The following is a 16,841-nucleotide window of genomic DNA, read 5'->3' on the forward strand; positions in this document are numbered from 1 at the left end:
AGAAGCCGCCACCGAGTCCGACATGAGCCACGCCGCCATTCCGTTCGCTGCGCAGACCCTGCCGACGTGGAAGCGCGCGGTGCTGAAGGTCGGCAGCAGCCTGCTGGCCAACGAAGGCGAGGGGCTGAGCCCGAGGCATGCGCTCAATCTAGCGCAGTTCGTGTCCTCCAGCTTGCTGGCCGGACGCGAAATGGTGATCGTGTCCTCCGGCGCGGTCGCCGCCGGACGCGGGCTGCTGCATCGCAAGCCGGCCGCGGGCGTCGCGATGGCGGAACGGCAGGCGCTGGCCGCGCTCGGGCAGGCGCAGCTGATTGGCCTGTGGCAGCGCTTCTTCGAGCGTCCGGTCGCGCAGGTGCTGCTCACCCATGACGATTTGCGCAACCGCCGGCGCTATCTCAACGCCCGCGCCACCTTGCAGGAACTGCTGGCGTTGGGCGCGTTGCCGGTGATCAACGAGAACGACACCGTGTCGGTGGACGAACTGAAGCTGGGCGACAACGACAACCTGGCCGCGGTGGTGGCCGCGCTCGTCGATGCGGATGCGCTGTTCATCGCCACCGACATCGACGGTTTCTATTCGGCCAACCCGCGCACGCATGCGGATGCGAGGCCCATACTCGACGTGGAAGCGTTGACGCCCGAATTCTTCGCCATGGCCGGTGGCGCCGGCAGCGGGGTCGGCACCGGCGGCATGCACACCAAGCTCGAAGCCGCGGCCAAGGCGGCGGCGGCCGGCATCGAAACCTTCCTGTTCAACGGTACCCGCGCCGAGACCCTGTCCGCGCTGGCGGCCGGGCGCCTGCACGGCACCCGCTTCCGACCGGCCCAGAACCGCCTTGCCGCGCGCAAGTACTGGCTGCGCAACGTACCGGTGGAAACCGGCGCGATCCTGGTCGATGCCGGTGCGGCCGGCGCGGTGCGCGAGCGCGGTGCTTCGCTGCTGCCGGGGGGCGTGGTCGGCGCCGAAGGCGATTTCCGTCGCGGCGACATGGTCGAGGTGCGCCTGCGCGAGGGCGGTGACCAGTGCATCGCGCGCGGCGTGAGCCAGTACTCGGCCATCGACATCCGCCGCATCGCCCGCCGGCACTCGCGCGAGATCGAGGCCATACTCGGCTACAGCTACGGCGAGAACGTCGTGCACCGCGATGATCTGGTCGTGCTCTGAGCCGGCCATACGAATACCAGCAACGGGACCGAACACGATGAGCACCATCCAGCAACAGGCCCTGCAATGCCGCGACGCCGCGCAGTCCATCGCGCAGCTATCCAGCGATGCCAAGAACACGCTGCTGCGGGCGATGGCCGACGCGCTGGAGGCCGACCGCGAAGCGATCCTGGCCGCCAACGCGCGCGACATGGACGCCGCCGCCGCCAAGGGCATCACCGGCGCGATGCTGGATCGGCTGAAGCTCGACGACAAGCGCCTGGCCGGGATCGCATCCGCCGTGCGCGAAGTGGCGGATTTGCCGGATCCGGTCGGGCAGGTGACCCGCGAAGAAATCCGCCCTAACGGGATCCGCATCCGGCGCGTGCGCGTGCCGCTCGGCGTGGTGGCGATGATCTACGAAGCGCGTCCCAACGTCACCGCGGACGCGGCCGCGTTGTGCCTGAAGGCCGGCAACGGGGTGATCCTGCGCGGTGGCTCGGAGGCGATCCATTCCAACACCGCCATCGCGGCGGCGCTGCGCGGCGCGCTGCGTGCGCAGGGACTGCCGGACGCGGCGCTGACCCTGGTCGAGGATCTGCGGCGGGAGACCATGGTTGAACTGCTGCAACTCAACGACGTCATCGATCTGGCGATCCCGCGCGGTGGCGAAGGACTGATCCGGTTCGTCGCCGAACACGCGCGGGTGCCGGTGATCAAGCATTACAAGGGCGTCTGCCATCTGTTCGTGGACGCCAGCGCGGATCCGCAACTGGCCCTGCGCCTGCTGCTCGACGGCAAGGCTTCCCGGCCGGGCGTGTGCAATGCGCTGGAGACCCTGCTGGTGCACCGTGACATCGCCCCGGTCTTCCTGCCGCTGGCGGCGGAAGCGCTGCGTGGTCGCGGCGTGCAACTGCGTGCAGACGAGACGGCGCGGAACTGGATGCCGGAAGCGGCGGCGGCGACCGAGGACGACTACGCGGCCGAGTTCCTCGATCTGATTCTCGCGGTGCGGGTGGTGGACGACCTGGAACAGGCCATCGCGCATATCCGCCGGTTCGGTTCCGATCACACCGAGGTGATCGCCACCAACGACGCGGGCAACGCGGACCGGTTCGTGCAGGCGCTGCGCTCGGCGGTGGTGATGGTCAACGCCTCGTCACGCTTCAGCGACGGCGGCGAACTGGGACTGGGCGCGGAAATCGGCATCTCGACGACCCGCCTGCACGCCTACGGCCCGATGGGCGCCGAGTCGCTGACGGTCGAACGCTTTGTCGTCCGCGGCGAAGGCCAGGTCCGCCACCCCGACCTGCTGTAGAGCGGAGCTCGCTCCGCTCCGTCGGTTTCGGATGGAAAGCGCAGCCGAGCAAGCTCGGCTCTCCGCGTTCGCCAATCCCGAATCCTGGCTTTTCACCAGGTAGAGCGGAGCTCGCTCCGCTCCGTCGGTTTCGGATGGAAACAGCAGCCGAGCAAGCTCGGCTCTACGCTTCTACCAATCCCGAATCCCGGCTTTTCACCAGGTAGAGCGGAGCTCGCTCCGCTCCGTCGGTTTCGGATGGAAAGTGCAGCCGAGCAAGCTCGGCTCTACGCGTTCGCCAATCCCGAATCCCGCCCTTTCACCAGGTAGAGCGGAGCTTGCTCCGCTCCGTCGGTTTCGGATGGAAGAGCAGCCGAGCAAGCTCGGCTCCATGCTTCTACCAATCCCGAATCCCGATTCCCCAATCCCGGCCTCTCACCACGTATCCTCCAGGAACCGCGGCTTGCAGGCCAGGTAGCCACCCACCAGCAGCACGCCAATGCACAGCACCAGGAAACCGAACGGCCACGACCAGCCGTGGGTATGCTCGTGCAGCAGGCCGAACATCAGCGGTCCCAGGCAGGACAGCGAATAGCCCACGCCCTGCATGAAGCCAGACAGCGACGCGGATCCGGCCGGTGTGCGCGTGCGCAGGTTGATCATCGTCAGCGCCAGCGGGAAGGTACTGGGTCCCATGCCCAGCAGCGCCACCCACAGGGCCGGCGCGGCCATCGGTGCACACAGCAGGCCGGAAAAGGCGACCGCGTAGAATGCCGCGCACGCGAGCACGACCGTATAGGGATTGCGCATCCGCACCGCCAGCGCCGGCATCGTCAACGACGCGACCAGGCCGAGCGCGGAAAACAGGCCGACCATCGTGCCGCCCAGCGCTTCGCTGCCGCCGGCCTCGATCAGCAACTTCGGCAACCAGGTGAACATCGAATACGTCACCAGCGAGGTCATGCCGAACATCAGCGCCATGCCCCAGGCGACCGGCGATCGCCAGACCCGGCCGCGTGCGGCGGGCGCGGACAGTTCCGGTGCCTCGTCGCCGCCGGTGACGGCCTGGTCATGCATTTGCGCCATCGGCGTGTCGTGGCGCCGTTCGATCCACAGCACGCCGATCCACGGCAGCGCCGCGGCCACCGCGAACAGTGACCACAGGCCCAGCGAAATCTGCCAGTTGCTGGCCGCCATCACCGGCACGGCCAGCAGGGCCGGCAGGATGGTGCCGGCTTGCAGGACGGTGATGTAGAGGGTGCTGACCGTGCCCACACGGTCGGCAAAGTAGCGCTTCACCAGCGGGGGCAGCACGATGTTGCCGATGCCCATGCCGGCCAGCGCCACCGCCGAGGCGGCAAGCAGCGCGCCGCTGCCACCGGCCAGGCTGCGCAGCAGCAGGCCGACGGCGGCCAGCGCCATCGCCAGCAGCGCGGTGCGTTCCAGGCCGATGCGGTGGGCGATGCCGGGCGTGAGCACGCCGAACAGCGCGAACGCGGCGGTCGGCAACATGCCGAACACGCCGGTCATGGTGGCGCCGAAACCGAACAGGTGGCCCAACTGGTCCAGCAGCGGCGTCAGCGAGGTCACCGCCGTGCGCAGGTTGAACGCGGACAGCACGATGCCGGCCAGGATCAGGCCACGTCCGGACCATAGCGGAACGGAGGAACCCGGTGGGGAGGGGGAAGTCGAGGGGGAGGCGTGTTGCGGGGATTTCATCGCCCGCATTATCGCCGATGCGCGCTGGCGACGGTGTGCCGCCAAGGCGACACACCGTCCCGGCAATCCCGTGCGAGGTCCGCGATCAGCCGCCGGTGTTGGCGCTCAGCGCCGGACGGCTCATCGATTCGGGAATCGCGTGATCGTTCATGTGCAGCAGGGTGACCTTGGACTGGCCAAGCTGATTCGCCAGCGCCAGGCTAGCGCCCAGGCGTTCTGCCACCTCGTCCACGCCCACGTCCTCCTGCGGGCTGCGCCGATCCTGGGAAGCGAAGCGCCAGCGGTTGTACTCGGCCCAACCGATCAGTGCGAGTGCGCAGACCGCGGCCATCACCGGGATGGCGACGATCAGGAACGGTTCCACCTGGTGCTGGCGCGTGTACAGCTCGAAGAACGCCGTGCGCACGCCCAGCAGCCACAGGATCAGGGTGACCAGTGGCAGCCACAGGTAGATGTACAACCCCCAGAAGGCGGCGGTGACGAAGCCCCACGCCGCGCGCTTCAGGCGCGGCTGGGCATACGGTTTGCGGATGAGGCGGGAATCGTATTTCATCGGATACCTCGATCAGGACTGACCCACGTGGCGCGCTTGCCGCGCCGTTTCAACAAGGTCTTGGGAAGCGCGACCACGGTGGTGAACAGGCTTAGCAGCCAGTACGCCATCGGGTACCAGATCATCCAGAAGTAATTGCGGCCGACCTGGGTTTCGTAACGGCGGTCGATGATGATGCTGCTGGCGAACTGCGCCATGCAGACCATCGCCAGGATCACGCCGTGCCAAGAGGGCAGGATGGTGTGCACGTACAGCGCCGGCGGCAGGGCGATGAACTTGCCCAGCGCCCACAGCACGATGATCAGCAGCATCGTGTAGGCCCACAGCACACTGAGCAGGTACTCGAGCAGGACGCCCCACATCCGCCGCTTGCGCCAGCTGAGGAAGTCGCGGCCGTGGCGCAGCAGCACTTCCACGCCACCCTGCGCCCAGCGCAGGCGCTGCCGCCACAGGCCCTTCAGGGTCTCCGGCATCAGGATGAAGCACAGCGCGTTCGGCTCGTAGCGGATGTCCCAGTGATCCAGTTGCAGGCGCCAACTGATGTCGATGTCCTCGGTCACCATGTCATCGGCCCAGTAGCCGATACGGTGCAGGGCGGTGCGGCGGAACGCGCTGATCACGCCGGAGACGGTGAAGATGCGTCCATACACGCGCTGGGCGCGCTTGATCATGCCGATGATCGAGGAGAACTCGCCGACCTGCAGCCGGCCCAGCAGGGTCGAGCGGTTGCGGATGCGCGGGTTGCCGGTGACCGCGCCCACGCGCGGGCCGGAGGTCAGGTGCCAGACCATCCAGTGCGCGGCGTATTCGTCCAGCAGCGCATCGCCGTCGATGCAGACCAGGTATTCGGACTGCGCGGCGAGCGCGCCCATGCGCAGCGCGTTGGCCTTGCCCAGGTTGCGATCCAGGTGGATCACCCGCAGCCGGTCGTGGCGCTCGGCCATGGCATTGAGTACGGCGGCGGTGTTGTCGCGGCTGCCGTCGTTGATCGCGATGACCTCGAAGTCGGGATACTTCTGCAGCAGCGCGCTGCCGATGGTTTCCTCCGCGTTGTCACCCTCGTTGTGGCAGGGGATGAGGATTGAAACCTTCGGGAAGGCGGCCAGCGGCGGCGGATCGGTGCGCTGGCGCGCGTGGCGCTCGCGACGGAAGTAGTAGTACAACCCGCCCGACATCCAGAAGAACGACATGATGATCGGATACAGGAAGGCGAATTCGAAAAGGACGGCGAGGATCTTGTCCATGATCAGCGCTCCTCGTACGGGAAGCCACGGGCGGAGATGCCGGCACGGGCATCGGGCATGCGCGGCAGGTCGGCGATGAAGTCATCCGGGTACCAGCCCAGATGGCGAACGCCCTGGGCCTGCAGGCGACGGATGAGGGCATTGATGCGCGGGCCGGGAATCGGCTTGCGGGTATTCCAGTCGACGGTCTGCAGTTCGAACAGGGTCTGCGACAGTTGCGGGTCCTGCTTGCGTACCGCCGCCACCAGTTCGTCCAGCCACTTCTCCGGACGCCGGCTGCCTTCCATCCACGGCATCGCCATCAGCGCGGTGTGATCGTAGGCGCGGTTGAACAGATCCAGCCGCTGCGCGAACCAGGCCTGGCTCTGCGGTTCCAGCACCGGGCGCGCGTACATGTTGCGCACGGTCTTGAGCTTGGGACGCCAGCGCTCGGCGGCGTTCCTCAGTTCCAGGGTGAAGTCGATCAGCGCCTGCGTGCGCGCCTCGGTGTTGCCGGGAGCGAGCGTGACCAGTTCGGTGTCGCGCAGGTAGGCATCGTCATGGAACAGGAGTCCTTCCATGTACGAGGCGACCGCCAGGTCCTCGTAGATGCCGGCGATGGTCCGGCGCACGTCCGGACGGGTGAAGTCCAGCCGCGGGATGCCGTCGGCCTCGCGGCTGGCGATGGCCATGCTGGGCACCTGCTGCGGGAGCTTGTAGGCCATCACCGGCAGCCAGGCGAACACCTTGACATGGGCGCGGGTGTACAGCTGCCAGGCGACCCGGTTGTACAGATCCGCGCGTACCGGCATGAAGCGGTTGGGGAAGTACAGCGCGTCGGCGGCACCATCGCCATCCGGGTCGGCGAAGGCCTGCAGGAACACATGCGAGGGGCCGATGCGGTTGACGCGCTCGATCAGCAGGTCCAGGTTGCGCGCCTGCTGTTGCGGGTCAGGGTCGTAGACCGCGTCCAGGTCGATCTGCAGGGCACGGATGCCTTCCGCTTCCGGATCGTGGCGGAGCTCATAGGCCAGTTCGGTGACGGTCGGATTGTCCATCACCAGCAGGCGGGCCAGGCCGTGCAGGTCCGCGGTCACCGGCGTGCTGGGGCCTTCCAGATCGAAGGACACCGGCATGCCCAGCGATTCGGCGATGTCGTTGCTCACGCTGCTGTAGGCGGCGTAGGGCCACACGATGGCGCGCGGCGCCTGGCCCAGGTGCCGGCGGATCAGATCGCTGCTGGTCGCCAGATCCGAGCGCACGCGCTCGCGGTACGCGGCTTCGGTTTCATAACGCCCGGCTGCCGGATCGTAGATGCGGGTGATCGCGGCCGGGGTCTGGTTGCCCTGTGGGTTGGACTGCACGCCCTTGTGCAGGGCGTTGGTGTGACTGGCGACTTCGACCAGCCCGCTGGCCTGCATCTCCCGCAGTTGATCCCAGGTGACGAAATCGTCGCGGGTGAACATGCGCGGGCCGTAGTCGATCTCCTGGCCTGCGGGCATGTCGACCCAGCCGGTGATCACCGCCGCCAGCGCCGGGTAGTTGTAGGCGCGCAGCAGCGGGAAGGCATGCGTGTACAGGCTGCGCAGGCCGTCATCGAAGGTCAGCAGGACCGGCTTGGCCGGCAGCGGCTTGCCGCCGCGGGAGGCTTCCACCACCTGCGACAGCGATACCGGGTGGTAGCCGTGCCCGGCCAGCCAGTCCAGGTGCGCGGCGAAGTTCTGGGTGCTGACCGCGTAGGCGTCGGCGTCGCCTTTCTTGGCGACATCGTCGCGGATGTCGTGATAGCTGAGCACCAGCAGCGGCTCGGCGGCGCGCGCGGCGAGCATCGGCGCGAACAGCGCCAGTGCGCACAGGGCCAGCAGCAACCAGGTTGGACGTACGGACTTCATCATCATTCTCCCCACCGCAGTTCGGCATCGAAGCCGAAGCGTTCTTCACGGACCCCGTCGTAGACCGGGCGCGACCAGCTGACCCCGTAGGTCAGCACCCGGCCGAGCGCGAATTTCCATTCGTGCTCGTAGCGCAGCGCCGGCACCCAGTGGGTGCCGAAGCCTTCCTGCCAGTAGCGGCCGGCGGTGGCGGTGAGGCGATGACGGAAATGGCGCTCGTATTCGCGCCACACCAGGTGATCCGCGCGCAGGCCCAGTTCCAGCGAACCGTCACGCGAGGGATTGAAGTACGGTGTGTCCCGGCGGCTGCCACGGCTGCCGTAGAGACCGGCCAGGCCGCCGAGCAGGAAGTAGGGACGGGTCCACAGGCGCTGTTCGGCATTGAGGTTGAGCGCGGTGCGGCGGTTGCCGTCCTCGTAACGCCAATGGGTGAGCCCGCCACGGAATTCGGTGCGCTCGTTGCGCTCGTACACCAGGTTGATCGCGGCGCTGTCGGCGGTGATGCCGGCGTCACGCGCCTGCAGCGAGGCGTCGGCGTCATTCCGGCGCAGCGAAAGCTGGCCGTCGAGGGTATCGCTGAAGCGCCAGCCCACGTCCAGCGACACGCCGGTGCCGCCGACGCGGTCACTGGCGTGGTAGACGCCCAGGTGGGTGTCCAGGCGGTCGTAGGCGTAGCGCACGCCGACGCCCTGCCGGCGATGATGGATGCGATCCCGATCGAAGTCCGCCCAGCGGTCGTCGGCCACGGCGGTCAGGCGCCAGCGGTCATCGAACAGCGGCGATTGCACTTCCACGCCATATTCGCCGTCGCGGTTGCCGAACGGCGTGTTGCCGCTGCCGCCGTTGCTGCGCGCGCCGGCCACGTAGGCGCGCCATTGCCAGCCGCGATGATTGCGCCAGAGTTCGTCCATGCGCTGCACGTTCGGCTGGTCGCCGTATTCCCTGACCAGCAGATCGTGCAGATCGCGGGCCTGGTCGTCGCGGCGCAGGGTGACCAGCGCCTCGACCTGGCCGACGCGCGCATTGACGTCGCGTTCGTCCAGCGTGGAGGCCATGCGGAAGCGCTCCAGCGCCCGCTCCGGCCAGCCGCGCATCATGTAGACCTGGCCGAGCGAGGTCTGCATGCCGGCGTTGTTGGGCGCGATGCCCAGCATGGCGGTGATGTCGCGTTCGGCGCTGGGCAGGTCCTCGGAGAAGGCGCGCAGCATCGCCAGCGTGCTGTCCGTGTCGGCGCGGCGCCAGTTCTGGCTACCCTGGCGCGCGCCCGGCGCGTACAGCCAGGCCGGCTGGGTCTCGCGATAGGCTTCCAGGCCGCGGATGGCGGTGGTGGGCCGCTCGCTTTCCAGATAGGCGTAGGCCAGTTGCATGCGCACGTCGCTGTTGTCCGGATCGGCCTTGAGCGCGGCTTCCAGCACCGGCGCGGCCTCGAACGGACGCTTGAGCGCCATGAACGAATCGCCCACCGCGGGTAGCGCGTAGGCGGGCACCGCGAGTCCGGCGGTGTCGTTCAAGGCCTGGTATTCGTCGACCACCTGCTGGTGGCGTCCCAGCTTCGACAGCAGGATCAGCCGGTCATAACGGATGCGGGTCGGCAAGGTTGGATCGTTCGCCGGACTCCGTCGCAGATATTCCTCGATGGCGCTGTCGGCCACACGCGCCTCGGCCAGGCGGTTGCGCTCGTTTTCCGGGTAGGCCTGCGACCACAGGATCAACCGGGCCAGGTAGTTGGCTTCGAACTGCTCGCGCTGCGCGGCATCGAACAGCTCGGGGCGGGCGCGGTACATCGCCCAGGCCTGGTAGCTGTTGCCGACATCGCCCAGGGTCAGGGTACGCAAGCGGTACAGTTCGGGATCGTCCGGGCGCTGGGCCTGCAGGCGTTCGAATATCGCCAGGGCGTCCAGCCAGCGCGACTCGTCGCGCAGGCGGGCGGCCTGCGCGAGCGAGGCCTCGTGCCCCGGATCGTTGCCGGCGCCGGCCGGCGGGAAGGTGGGAGTAGTGGCGGGTGCCGCTGCCAGAGCCGGCAGGCCGGTCGCACCCATGGCGCATGCAAGCGCCCAAGACAATGTGGTTCTTTTCAAAACGTTCCGCCCCTGTCGCTAACAGTTGGGTCCCCCGGGGGAGACCGTGCTGGTGGTCCTTGGATTTGTGATGAGTCGCACAAATCCTGCCAAGTCTAGGAAGCGGTACCCAAAGGGCGCCCAAACGGGACGATTCTGTTAATAATCCATAAATTTATGTGATGTAAATCACTAAAAATCACGATCAATCGGCCTTGCTTGCCCGGTTTCCCGCCGAAAACACGAGTCGGGGTGGGGGTTTGTGAGCGATACGTGACAGGTTCCGCGTGAGGCCCGAAACCTCCCGAAAAGCGGAACTCCCGGGGCGGGCGGGCCTGAGCCACGGGAAATGCGGCCTTCGGAGCTATCAGGTGGGCAGGACCAAAAGTGACCCTGTGCGTCACAAAACGGTGATTTGAATCACGAAACTGTAACGAAGGCTCGGAGAGGCGATGAGAGGTCACATTGCCCGGCCCGCCGGGTTGGCACGCGAATTGCTCAATGACAGGCACATCCGCTCCGTGTCCACGCCGCCATGTACGACGCCCATTCGCCTTCAGACGCCCCTCCGTGGGACGGTGCCCGTACCCGGCCGCCGGAGCCGCCCGTGCCCGCGCCGGTTCCTGTGCCGGAATTCCGTCGCTTCTATGTGCCGATCCGCCTCAAGTACGTGCTGGTGCTGGCCGTCGCGCTGGCGTGGGCCGGACTGAGCGTCAAGCTGTCCCAGCCCTGGCTGCATGAATTGTCCGCCCATGTGGGCTTCGCCCTGGCGCTGGTCGTGATCATGTTCATCGCCTACGTGCCGGGCTTCATGAACGCGTTCCTGATCGGCTCCATCCTGGCCGACCGCCGTCCGCGCCTGCGCAGGTTCGAACGCCTGCCCGATGTCTGCGTACTGGTCGCCTGCTACAACGAGGCGGAGAACATCGCCGACACCCTCACCAGCCTGTCGCGCCAGGATTACCCGGGCGAAATCGAAGTGGTGGTGATCGACGATGGTTCCATCGACGACAGCGCCGCGATCGCCCGCGCGACTGCGGCCGACCAGGCGCGCCCCGGCCTGCGCATCCGCGTGCTGAACCAGCCGAAGAACGGCGGCAAGTCCAAGGCCCTCAATCGCGGCCTGGCGGAAACCCGGCAGGCGCTGGTGGTCACCGTCGACGGCGATTCCTATCTGCGTCCGGACGCGCTGCGCAAGCTGGTGGAACGGTTCCTGTCGGATCCGGCCGGCACCGTGGCGGTGGCCGGCGCTGTGCTGGTGCGCAACTCGCGCGAGAACTGGCTGACCCGCAGCCAGGAATGGGATTACTTCCACGGCATCGCCGCGGTCAAGCGCATGCAGAGCATGTATCACGGTACGCTGGTCGCGCAGGGCGCGTTTTCGCTGTACACCCGCGAGGCGCTCGAACAGGCCAACGGCTGGCCGGAGTGCGTGGGCGAGGACATCGTGCTGTCGTGGGCGCTGCTGAAGACCGGCGCGCGCATCGGCTACTGCGAGGAAGCCTGCCTGTTCACCCGCGTGCCGGAGAAGCTCGGCCAGTTCTCCAAGCAGCGCCAGCGCTGGTCACGTGGCCTGATGGAAGCTTTCGCGCGCCACGGCAGCCTGCTGTTCAAGCCGCGCATGACCACCTTGTTCATCTGGTGGAACCTGCTGTTCCTGCCGCTGGATCTGGTCTACACGCTGGCCTTCATTCCCGGCTTGATCCTGGCGCTGTTCGGCTATTACTGGATCGCCGGTATCATGACGCTGCTGGTACTGCCGCTGGCGGCGTTGTGGAACCTGATCATCTTCCGCGTGCAGTCGAAGATGTTCAAAAGCCAGGATCTGCGCGTACGCCGCAACATCAGCGGATTCCTGTTCTACACCCTGGCCTACACCATGATCCTGCAGCCGGTCTGCGTCCTGGGGTATGCCGCCGAAATCCTGCGCCTGCGCAAGACCTGGGGGACCAAATGAGAAAGTGTGCCGTCGCCGCCGCCCTGGGATGGGCGCTGGCGATTCCCGTGTTGTCCGCCCATGCCGCCGAGGATGCGCCGGCCGCGCGCCCGGCGCTGCGGACGGACTTCTGGATGGGCTCCGATGCGGACGACAACGAAACCCGCAAGCTGGCACTGGGCTGGGACATCCAGCACCGCGATATCGAGCACTGGTGGGGCGTGAAGGTCGAACGCGCGCGCTTCTCCGGACGCGACTGGTCCGAATCCGAGAACCGCGCCTACCTGAGTGGCGCCGGCAGCCTGGGCAAGGACTGGCGCTGGGACGGCGACATCGGCAGCAACGGCGACGACCTGCTGGGCCGCGCCTCGATCCACAGCACCGATCCCTGGCGGAAGGAAATCTTCGTCGAGCGCGAAGTCCTGGAAACCCGACGCGGCGTGCGCGAGGACTGGGTGCAGACCTTCGCCGGCGCAGCCATCGACATGCCCTTCAGCGATCGCTGGTCCGCCAGCCTGGTCGCCGGCGTGCAGGACTTCGGCACCGGCAACAACCTGCGCACCCACCTGCGCGGCAACCTGGTCTATGCGTTCGCGCCGGAGTACGGCCTGAGCGCGCAACTGCGCACCCGCTACTACCGCAACAGCGAAGCCTTCGAGGCCGACTACTATTCGCCCCCTTGGTACGGCGAAGCGCTCGGCGTGCTGGCCTGGCGCCGCCACATCGGCGGCTACCAGTGGAGCGCGCGCGCCGGCTGGGGCCGCCAGCGCAGTTCCGAGGAGGGCTGGAAGCGCGCCCGCCTGGCCGAGTTCGGCGTGGAGACCCCGCGCTGGAAGGACGCCTGGCTGCGCCTGGACGCCGGCTACACCGATACCCCGGTATTGACCGATACCGGCACCGGCAGCTACGCCTACCGCTACGTGCGCCTGCAGGCGTTCGTGGTGTTCTGAGATCCGGGAAGGTCTTGCCGGCCGGCGAGGTGCCTGCCGGCCTTCGGCCCCGTGGAACGGGGGACTTCCGGTCTTCGGGCACAAAAAAACCCGAAAAACATTCGTTTTCCAGGCTTGATTGCGACCTATCCATTGGTCGGGGAGACAGGATTCGAACCTGCGACCTCTACGTCCCGAACGTAGCGCTCTACCAGACTGAGCTACACCCCGTGTGAGCCGGCTATTCTATTCAGGACGCCGACGGACGGCAACAGTTTTTTGCATGCCTGCCCCCGGCGCGCCGTTCAGTCTTAGAATGACGGCCCTCGATATCGCTCGTCCCCCCGGAGTTTTCGCTTGATCAAGCCACGCACGCCGCCAGGAGTGATGGAACTGCTGCCGCGCGAGCAGATCGCGTTCCAGCGCATGCTGGACACCATCCGCCGCAACTACGAGCGCTTCGGGTTCCTGCCGGTGGAAACCCCGGTGTTCGAGCTCTCGGAAACCCTGCTGACCAAGTCCGGCGGCGAGACCGAGCGCCAGGTCTATTTCGTGCAGTCCACCGGCGCGCTGGCCAAGACCGAGGCGGGTTCCGCCGAGGGCCTGCCGGAACTGGCGATGCGCTTCGACTTGACCGTGCCGCTGGCCCGCTACGTGGCCGAGCACGAGCACGAACTGACCTTCCCGTTCCGGCGCTACCAGATCCAGCGGGTGTACCGGGGCGAGCGCGCCCAGCGCGGCCGGTTCCGCGAGTTCTACCAGTGCGATATCGACGTCATCGGCAAGGACGCGCTCAGCATCCGCTTCGACGCCGAGATCCTGGCGGTCATCCACGCGGTCTTCAGTGATCTGGGCATCGGCAAGTTCACCATCCAGCTCAACAACCGCAAGCTGATGCGCGGCTTCTTCGAGGCCCAGGGCATCGCCGACGGCGAACGCCAGGCGCTGGTGCTGCGCGAGGTCGACAAGCTCGACAAGCGCGGCGCCGACTACGTGCGCGAGACCCTGCAAGGTCCGGATTTCAACGTGCCGGCCGAAGCGGTCGCGCGGATTCTCGAATTCGTCGCCGTGCGCTCGACCAGCCATGCCGACGCATTGGCCCGCCTGGAAGCGCTGGGGCAGGGCAACGAGACACTGGCCCAGGGCGTGGCCGAGCTGCGCGAAGTGCTGGAACTGGTGCATGCGCTGGGCGTTCCCGAGAGCGACTATTGCCTCAACTTCTCGATTGCACGCGGCCTGGATTACTACACCGGCACCGTCTACGAGACCCGCTTGGACGACTACGTCCAGATCGGCTCGATCTGCTCGGGCGGCCGCTACGAGGATCTGGCCAGCCACTACACCAAATCGAAGTTGCCCGGCGTGGGCATCTCCATCGGCCTGACCCGCCTGTTCTGGCAGTTGCGCGAGGCCGGACTGATCGCCGGCAGCGATGAGAGCAGCGTGCAGGCGATGGTGGCGCTGATGGACGATGACGCGCTGGCCGATTCGCTGGACATCGCCCGTCGCCTGCGCGTCGCCGGCATCAATACCGAAGTGCAGATGGAAGCGCGCAAGTTGGCCAAGCAATTCCAGTACGCCTCGCGCGCGGGCATCCGTTTCGTGGTGCTGGCCGGCGAGGACGAACGCGCCCGCGGCATGGTCACGGTGAAGGATCTGGTCCGCGAACAGCAGTTCGAGGTCAAGCGCGAGGAACTGGCCAGCAGCCTGAAGGTGGAGCTGGAGCAGGCCCGCGCGCTCGCGGGCCGCTGAAGGCACGCGAACGGTAGAGCGGAGCTCGCTCCGCTGCTTTTCGCACGTGGTTTGAGTCCGCGGAGCCGAGCGAGCCCGGCTCTACGTGGGTAGAGCGGAGCTCGCTCCGCTTCGCACGTGGTTTGAGTCCGCGGAGCCGAGCGAGCCCGGCTCTACATGGGTAGAGCGGAGCTTGCTCCGCTGCTTTTCGCACGTGGTTTGAGTCCGCGGAGCCGAGCGAGCTCGGCTCTATGTGGGTAGAGCGGAGCTTGCTCCGCTGCTTTTCGCGCGTGGTTTGGGTCCGCGGAGCCGAGCAAGCTCGGCTCTACGTGGGTAGAGCGGAGCTTGCTCCGCTGCTTGTCGCGCGTGGTTGAGTCCGCGGAGCCGGGCAAGCCCGGCTCTACAGCGTGCGCACGCAATCGCGGCCTTCGGCCTTGGCGGTATAGAGCGCCTGGTCGGCGACCTGCAGGGCGGAATCGATGCTGTTCTTGTCGATGTCCACGCAATGCACGCCGATGCTGGCGGAGATGGGAATGTCCAGATCCCCGCTGCGACAGGGCCGATCGCGCAGGCGCTGGCGCAGTTCCTCGGCCACATTGCTGGCCTCGTCCAGATCCATGTCGGGCAGGGCGGCGATGAATTCCTCGCCACCGAAGCGCGCAACCAGCGCGCCGTAAGGCCGCAGCGTTTCGGCCATCGTGTTGGAAGTCCAGCGCAGGCAGTCGTCGCCGACCAGATGGCCGTAGGTATCGTTGATGCGCTTGAAGTGGTCCAGATCGATCATCAGCAGCGAGATGGGCTGCTGGCTGTTGCGCGCCTGCGAGAGCAGGTGTTCGAAGGCTTCGCGGAAGTGGGTGCGATTGTAGAGTTCGGTCAGCCCGTCCAACTGGCTGAACTCGCGCAGGCGCAGGTGCGCGGCTTCCAGTTGCTCCAGCGCGCTGCGCAACTCGCCGGTGCGTTGTTCGACCTTGATTTCCAACTGGTCGCGCGATTCGCGCACGATCCGCTCGTTCTCGTTGCGCAGCGAGGCGTAGCGGTAGCCCAGCGCGACCGACAGCAGCAGCATTTCCAGGGCCGAACCGATCTGCACGCTGTACTCGGTGACGAAGTTCTTGGGCAGCGCGCCGAAGGCGACCATCGCGACCATCGCGATGCCCGCCAGGAACATCGACCAGGCCAGCAGGAACAGCTTGGCCGGCTTGTAGCCGCTGCGCATGGCAACCACCGCCTCGACCGCGATCCAGGCCACGCTCAGGATCACCGCGACCACCGCCAACTGGGTGGATAGCCGGATGGGAATCCAGGTGGTGGCGATGCCCAGCACCACGAACAGCGCGATCATGCCCAGGCCGATGCGGTCACCCAGCGGCCAGCGCCGGGCCAGGCCTAGGAAATTGCGTGCGAACTGTTGCATGCCGATCTGCGCCAGGCAGATCGAAAGCGGTACGGCCTTGTCCGCCAGCCACGGTGAATGCGGCCACAGGTACTCGAAGCCCAATCCGTACAAGGTGAACAGCACCAGCCCGAAAGCGCTGATATGGAACATGTACCAGAAGTAGCTGGCGTCGCGCAGGGTCAGCCACAACACCAGGTTGTAGGTGAACAGCGCCAGCAGGATGCCGTAGTACACGCCCATCGCGAACTGTGCGTCGCGCGAGAGTTCGGCGAAGGCGGTTGGCGTGTACAGGGCCAGCGGCACCTGCATCGAGCTCTGGCTTTCCACCCGGACGAACAGATCCGCCGGCTGTCCGGGCGGCAGGTCAAGCTGGAAGTTCGGATGCCGGTAGCGCACGCTGCGCTGCTCGAAATGCAGGTGATCGCCACCGGCCTGGTGGAACAACTGGCCGTCGGGGTAGCGCACGTACACGTCCAGCCGATCGCTCAGCGCGTACTGCTGGACCAGCAGCCAGCGCGGTTCCTGCAGGTTGCGATTGAGCAGGTTGACGTGGAACCAGTAGGCGCCGGGCTGGAAACCGAAGGATGCATCGTCGCCTGGCAATGGCCGGAAGCGTCCCGCCCGCAGGCTGGTCTCGATCGCCCGGATATCGGCCCGGCCATCGCTGTCGTGGAAATAGGTCGTATGGGGAGCCAGGGCATGGGTGGCCGCATCGCCCGACATCACCAGTGGTGCCTGCGCCTGCGCGAGCGCGCAGAACAGCATCAGCGCGGCCAGCAGCCAGCGAAGTCCGCGGATGGCTTCCCTCATTCCCGTCCCCGATCCAGAGCACCCGCCGGGCCGGCGGACCGGCCGCCAGTTTAACCGTGGGACCGGGGGAGGCCGGGAGGGGGCGGACTTGACGGGGCCTGGAGGCTCAACTAATGTATTAACGCATTAGTACATTGATTGGGCCGGTCGCCGG

The 16,841-nt window shown here is 66.9% G+C and carries 11 protein-coding genes and 1 tRNA gene; 5 read left to right on the forward strand and 7 right to left on the reverse strand.

Annotation, left to right across the window (positions count from 1 at the left end; translation table 11 throughout):
- The first annotated feature begins 22 nt into the window (after positions 1–22).
- Together proB and IB228_RS13905 are read left to right on the forward strand one after the other, a co-directional pair.
- Positions 23–1,165, forward strand: a complete 1,143-nt coding sequence (proB, locus tag IB228_RS13900; RefSeq protein ID WP_192198915.1) for a glutamate 5-kinase — start codon at positions 23–25, stop codon at positions 1,163–1,165.
- Between the two features lie 37 nt (positions 1,166–1,202).
- Positions 1,203–2,462 (forward strand): glutamate-5-semialdehyde dehydrogenase, encoded by a 1,260-nt coding sequence (locus IB228_RS13905; protein WP_192198916.1) that lies wholly within the window; start codon positions 1,203–1,205, stop codon positions 2,460–2,462.
- A 414-nt stretch (positions 2,463–2,876) separates the two neighbouring features.
- Here IB228_RS13905 and IB228_RS13910 read toward each other — a convergent pair whose 3' ends face one another.
- The 5 genes from IB228_RS13910 to pgaA all read right to left on the reverse strand — a co-directional run bounded on the left by IB228_RS13910 (position 2,877) and on the right by pgaA (position 9,867).
- On the reverse strand, positions 2,877–4,076 hold the full coding sequence (locus IB228_RS13910; protein ID WP_343227087.1) for an MFS transporter: 1,200 nt from the start codon (positions 4,074–4,076) through the stop codon (positions 2,877–2,879).
- A 169-nt stretch (positions 4,077–4,245) separates the two neighbouring features.
- Positions 4,246–4,713, reverse strand: a complete 468-nt coding sequence (gene pgaD, locus IB228_RS13915; protein ID WP_183637285.1) for a poly-beta-1,6-N-acetyl-D-glucosamine biosynthesis protein PgaD — start codon at positions 4,711–4,713, stop codon at positions 4,246–4,248.
- Positions 4,710–5,957 (reverse strand): poly-beta-1,6-N-acetyl-D-glucosamine synthase, encoded by a 1,248-nt coding sequence (gene pgaC, locus IB228_RS13920; protein WP_183637282.1) that lies wholly within the window; start codon positions 5,955–5,957, stop codon positions 4,710–4,712. Before pgaC ends, pgaD begins: the two co-directional genes overlap by 4 nt.
- Before the next feature lie 2 nt (positions 5,958–5,959).
- A complete protein-coding gene (gene pgaB, locus IB228_RS13925) occupies positions 5,960–7,831 on the reverse strand; it encodes a poly-beta-1,6-N-acetyl-D-glucosamine N-deacetylase PgaB (RefSeq protein WP_192198918.1) in 1,872 nt (623 codons plus the stop codon).
- On the reverse strand, positions 7,831–9,867 hold the full coding sequence (gene pgaA, locus IB228_RS13930) for a poly-beta-1,6 N-acetyl-D-glucosamine export porin PgaA (RefSeq protein WP_192198919.1): 2,037 nt from the start codon (positions 9,865–9,867) through the stop codon (positions 7,831–7,833). The genes pgaB and pgaA overlap by 1 nt, the downstream gene beginning before the upstream one ends.
- 625 nt (positions 9,868–10,492) lie before the next feature.
- Here pgaA and IB228_RS13935 point away from each other — a divergent pair.
- Positions 10,493–11,842 (forward strand): glycosyltransferase, encoded by a 1,350-nt coding sequence (locus IB228_RS13935; protein ID WP_343205525.1) that lies wholly within the window; start codon positions 10,493–10,495, stop codon positions 11,840–11,842.
- Positions 11,839–12,771 (forward strand): hypothetical protein, encoded by a 933-nt coding sequence (locus IB228_RS13940; protein ID WP_192198920.1) that lies wholly within the window; start codon positions 11,839–11,841, stop codon positions 12,769–12,771. Before IB228_RS13935 ends, IB228_RS13940 begins: the two co-directional genes overlap by 4 nt.
- A 133-nt stretch (positions 12,772–12,904) precedes the next feature.
- Here IB228_RS13940 and IB228_RS13945 read toward each other — a convergent pair.
- Positions 12,905–12,981, reverse strand: a tRNA-Pro gene (locus IB228_RS13945).
- Between the two features lie 126 nt (positions 12,982–13,107).
- On the opposite strand from IB228_RS13945, the gene hisS reads away from it, so the two are divergent.
- Positions 13,108–14,502, forward strand: coding sequence for a histidine--tRNA ligase (hisS, locus tag IB228_RS13950; protein WP_192198921.1), 1,395 nt, complete (start codon positions 13,108–13,110; stop codon positions 14,500–14,502).
- Between the two features lie 379 nt (positions 14,503–14,881).
- On the opposite strand, the gene IB228_RS13955 is transcribed toward hisS, so the two are convergent.
- On the reverse strand, positions 14,882–16,687 hold the full coding sequence (locus IB228_RS13955) for a diguanylate cyclase (RefSeq protein WP_192198922.1): 1,806 nt from the start codon (positions 16,685–16,687) through the stop codon (positions 14,882–14,884).
- Positions 16,688–16,841 lie beyond the last annotated feature (154 nt).

Origin of the sequence: Pseudoxanthomonas sp. PXM04 (assembly GCF_014851695.1) — a bacterium.
GTDB classification, from domain to species: Bacteria; Pseudomonadota; Gammaproteobacteria; order Xanthomonadales; family Xanthomonadaceae; genus Pseudoxanthomonas_A; species Pseudoxanthomonas_A beigongshangi.

Coding starts and splice junctions, on each gene's coding strand:
- pgaA (WP_192198919.1), bottom strand. CDS start 9,867: ATGGGTGCGACCGGCCTGCCGGCTCTGGCAGCGGCACCCGCCACTACT.
- IB228_RS13905 (WP_192198916.1), top strand. CDS start 1,203: ATGAGCACCATCCAGCAACAGGCCCTGCAATGCCGCGACGCCGCGCAG.
- IB228_RS13940 (WP_192198920.1), top strand. CDS start 11,839: ATGAGAAAGTGTGCCGTCGCCGCCGCCCTGGGATGGGCGCTGGCGATT.
- proB (WP_192198915.1), top strand. CDS start 23: ATGAGCCACGCCGCCATTCCGTTCGCTGCGCAGACCCTGCCGACGTGG.
- pgaC (WP_183637282.1), bottom strand. CDS start 5,957: ATGGACAAGATCCTCGCCGTCCTTTTCGAATTCGCCTTCCTGTATCCG.
- pgaB (WP_192198918.1), bottom strand. CDS start 7,831: ATGATGAAGTCCGTACGTCCAACCTGGTTGCTGCTGGCCCTGTGCGCA.
- pgaD (WP_183637285.1), bottom strand. CDS start 4,713: ATGAAATACGATTCCCGCCTCATCCGCAAACCGTATGCCCAGCCGCGC.
- IB228_RS13955 (WP_192198922.1), bottom strand. CDS start 16,687: ATGAGGGAAGCCATCCGCGGACTTCGCTGGCTGCTGGCCGCGCTGATG.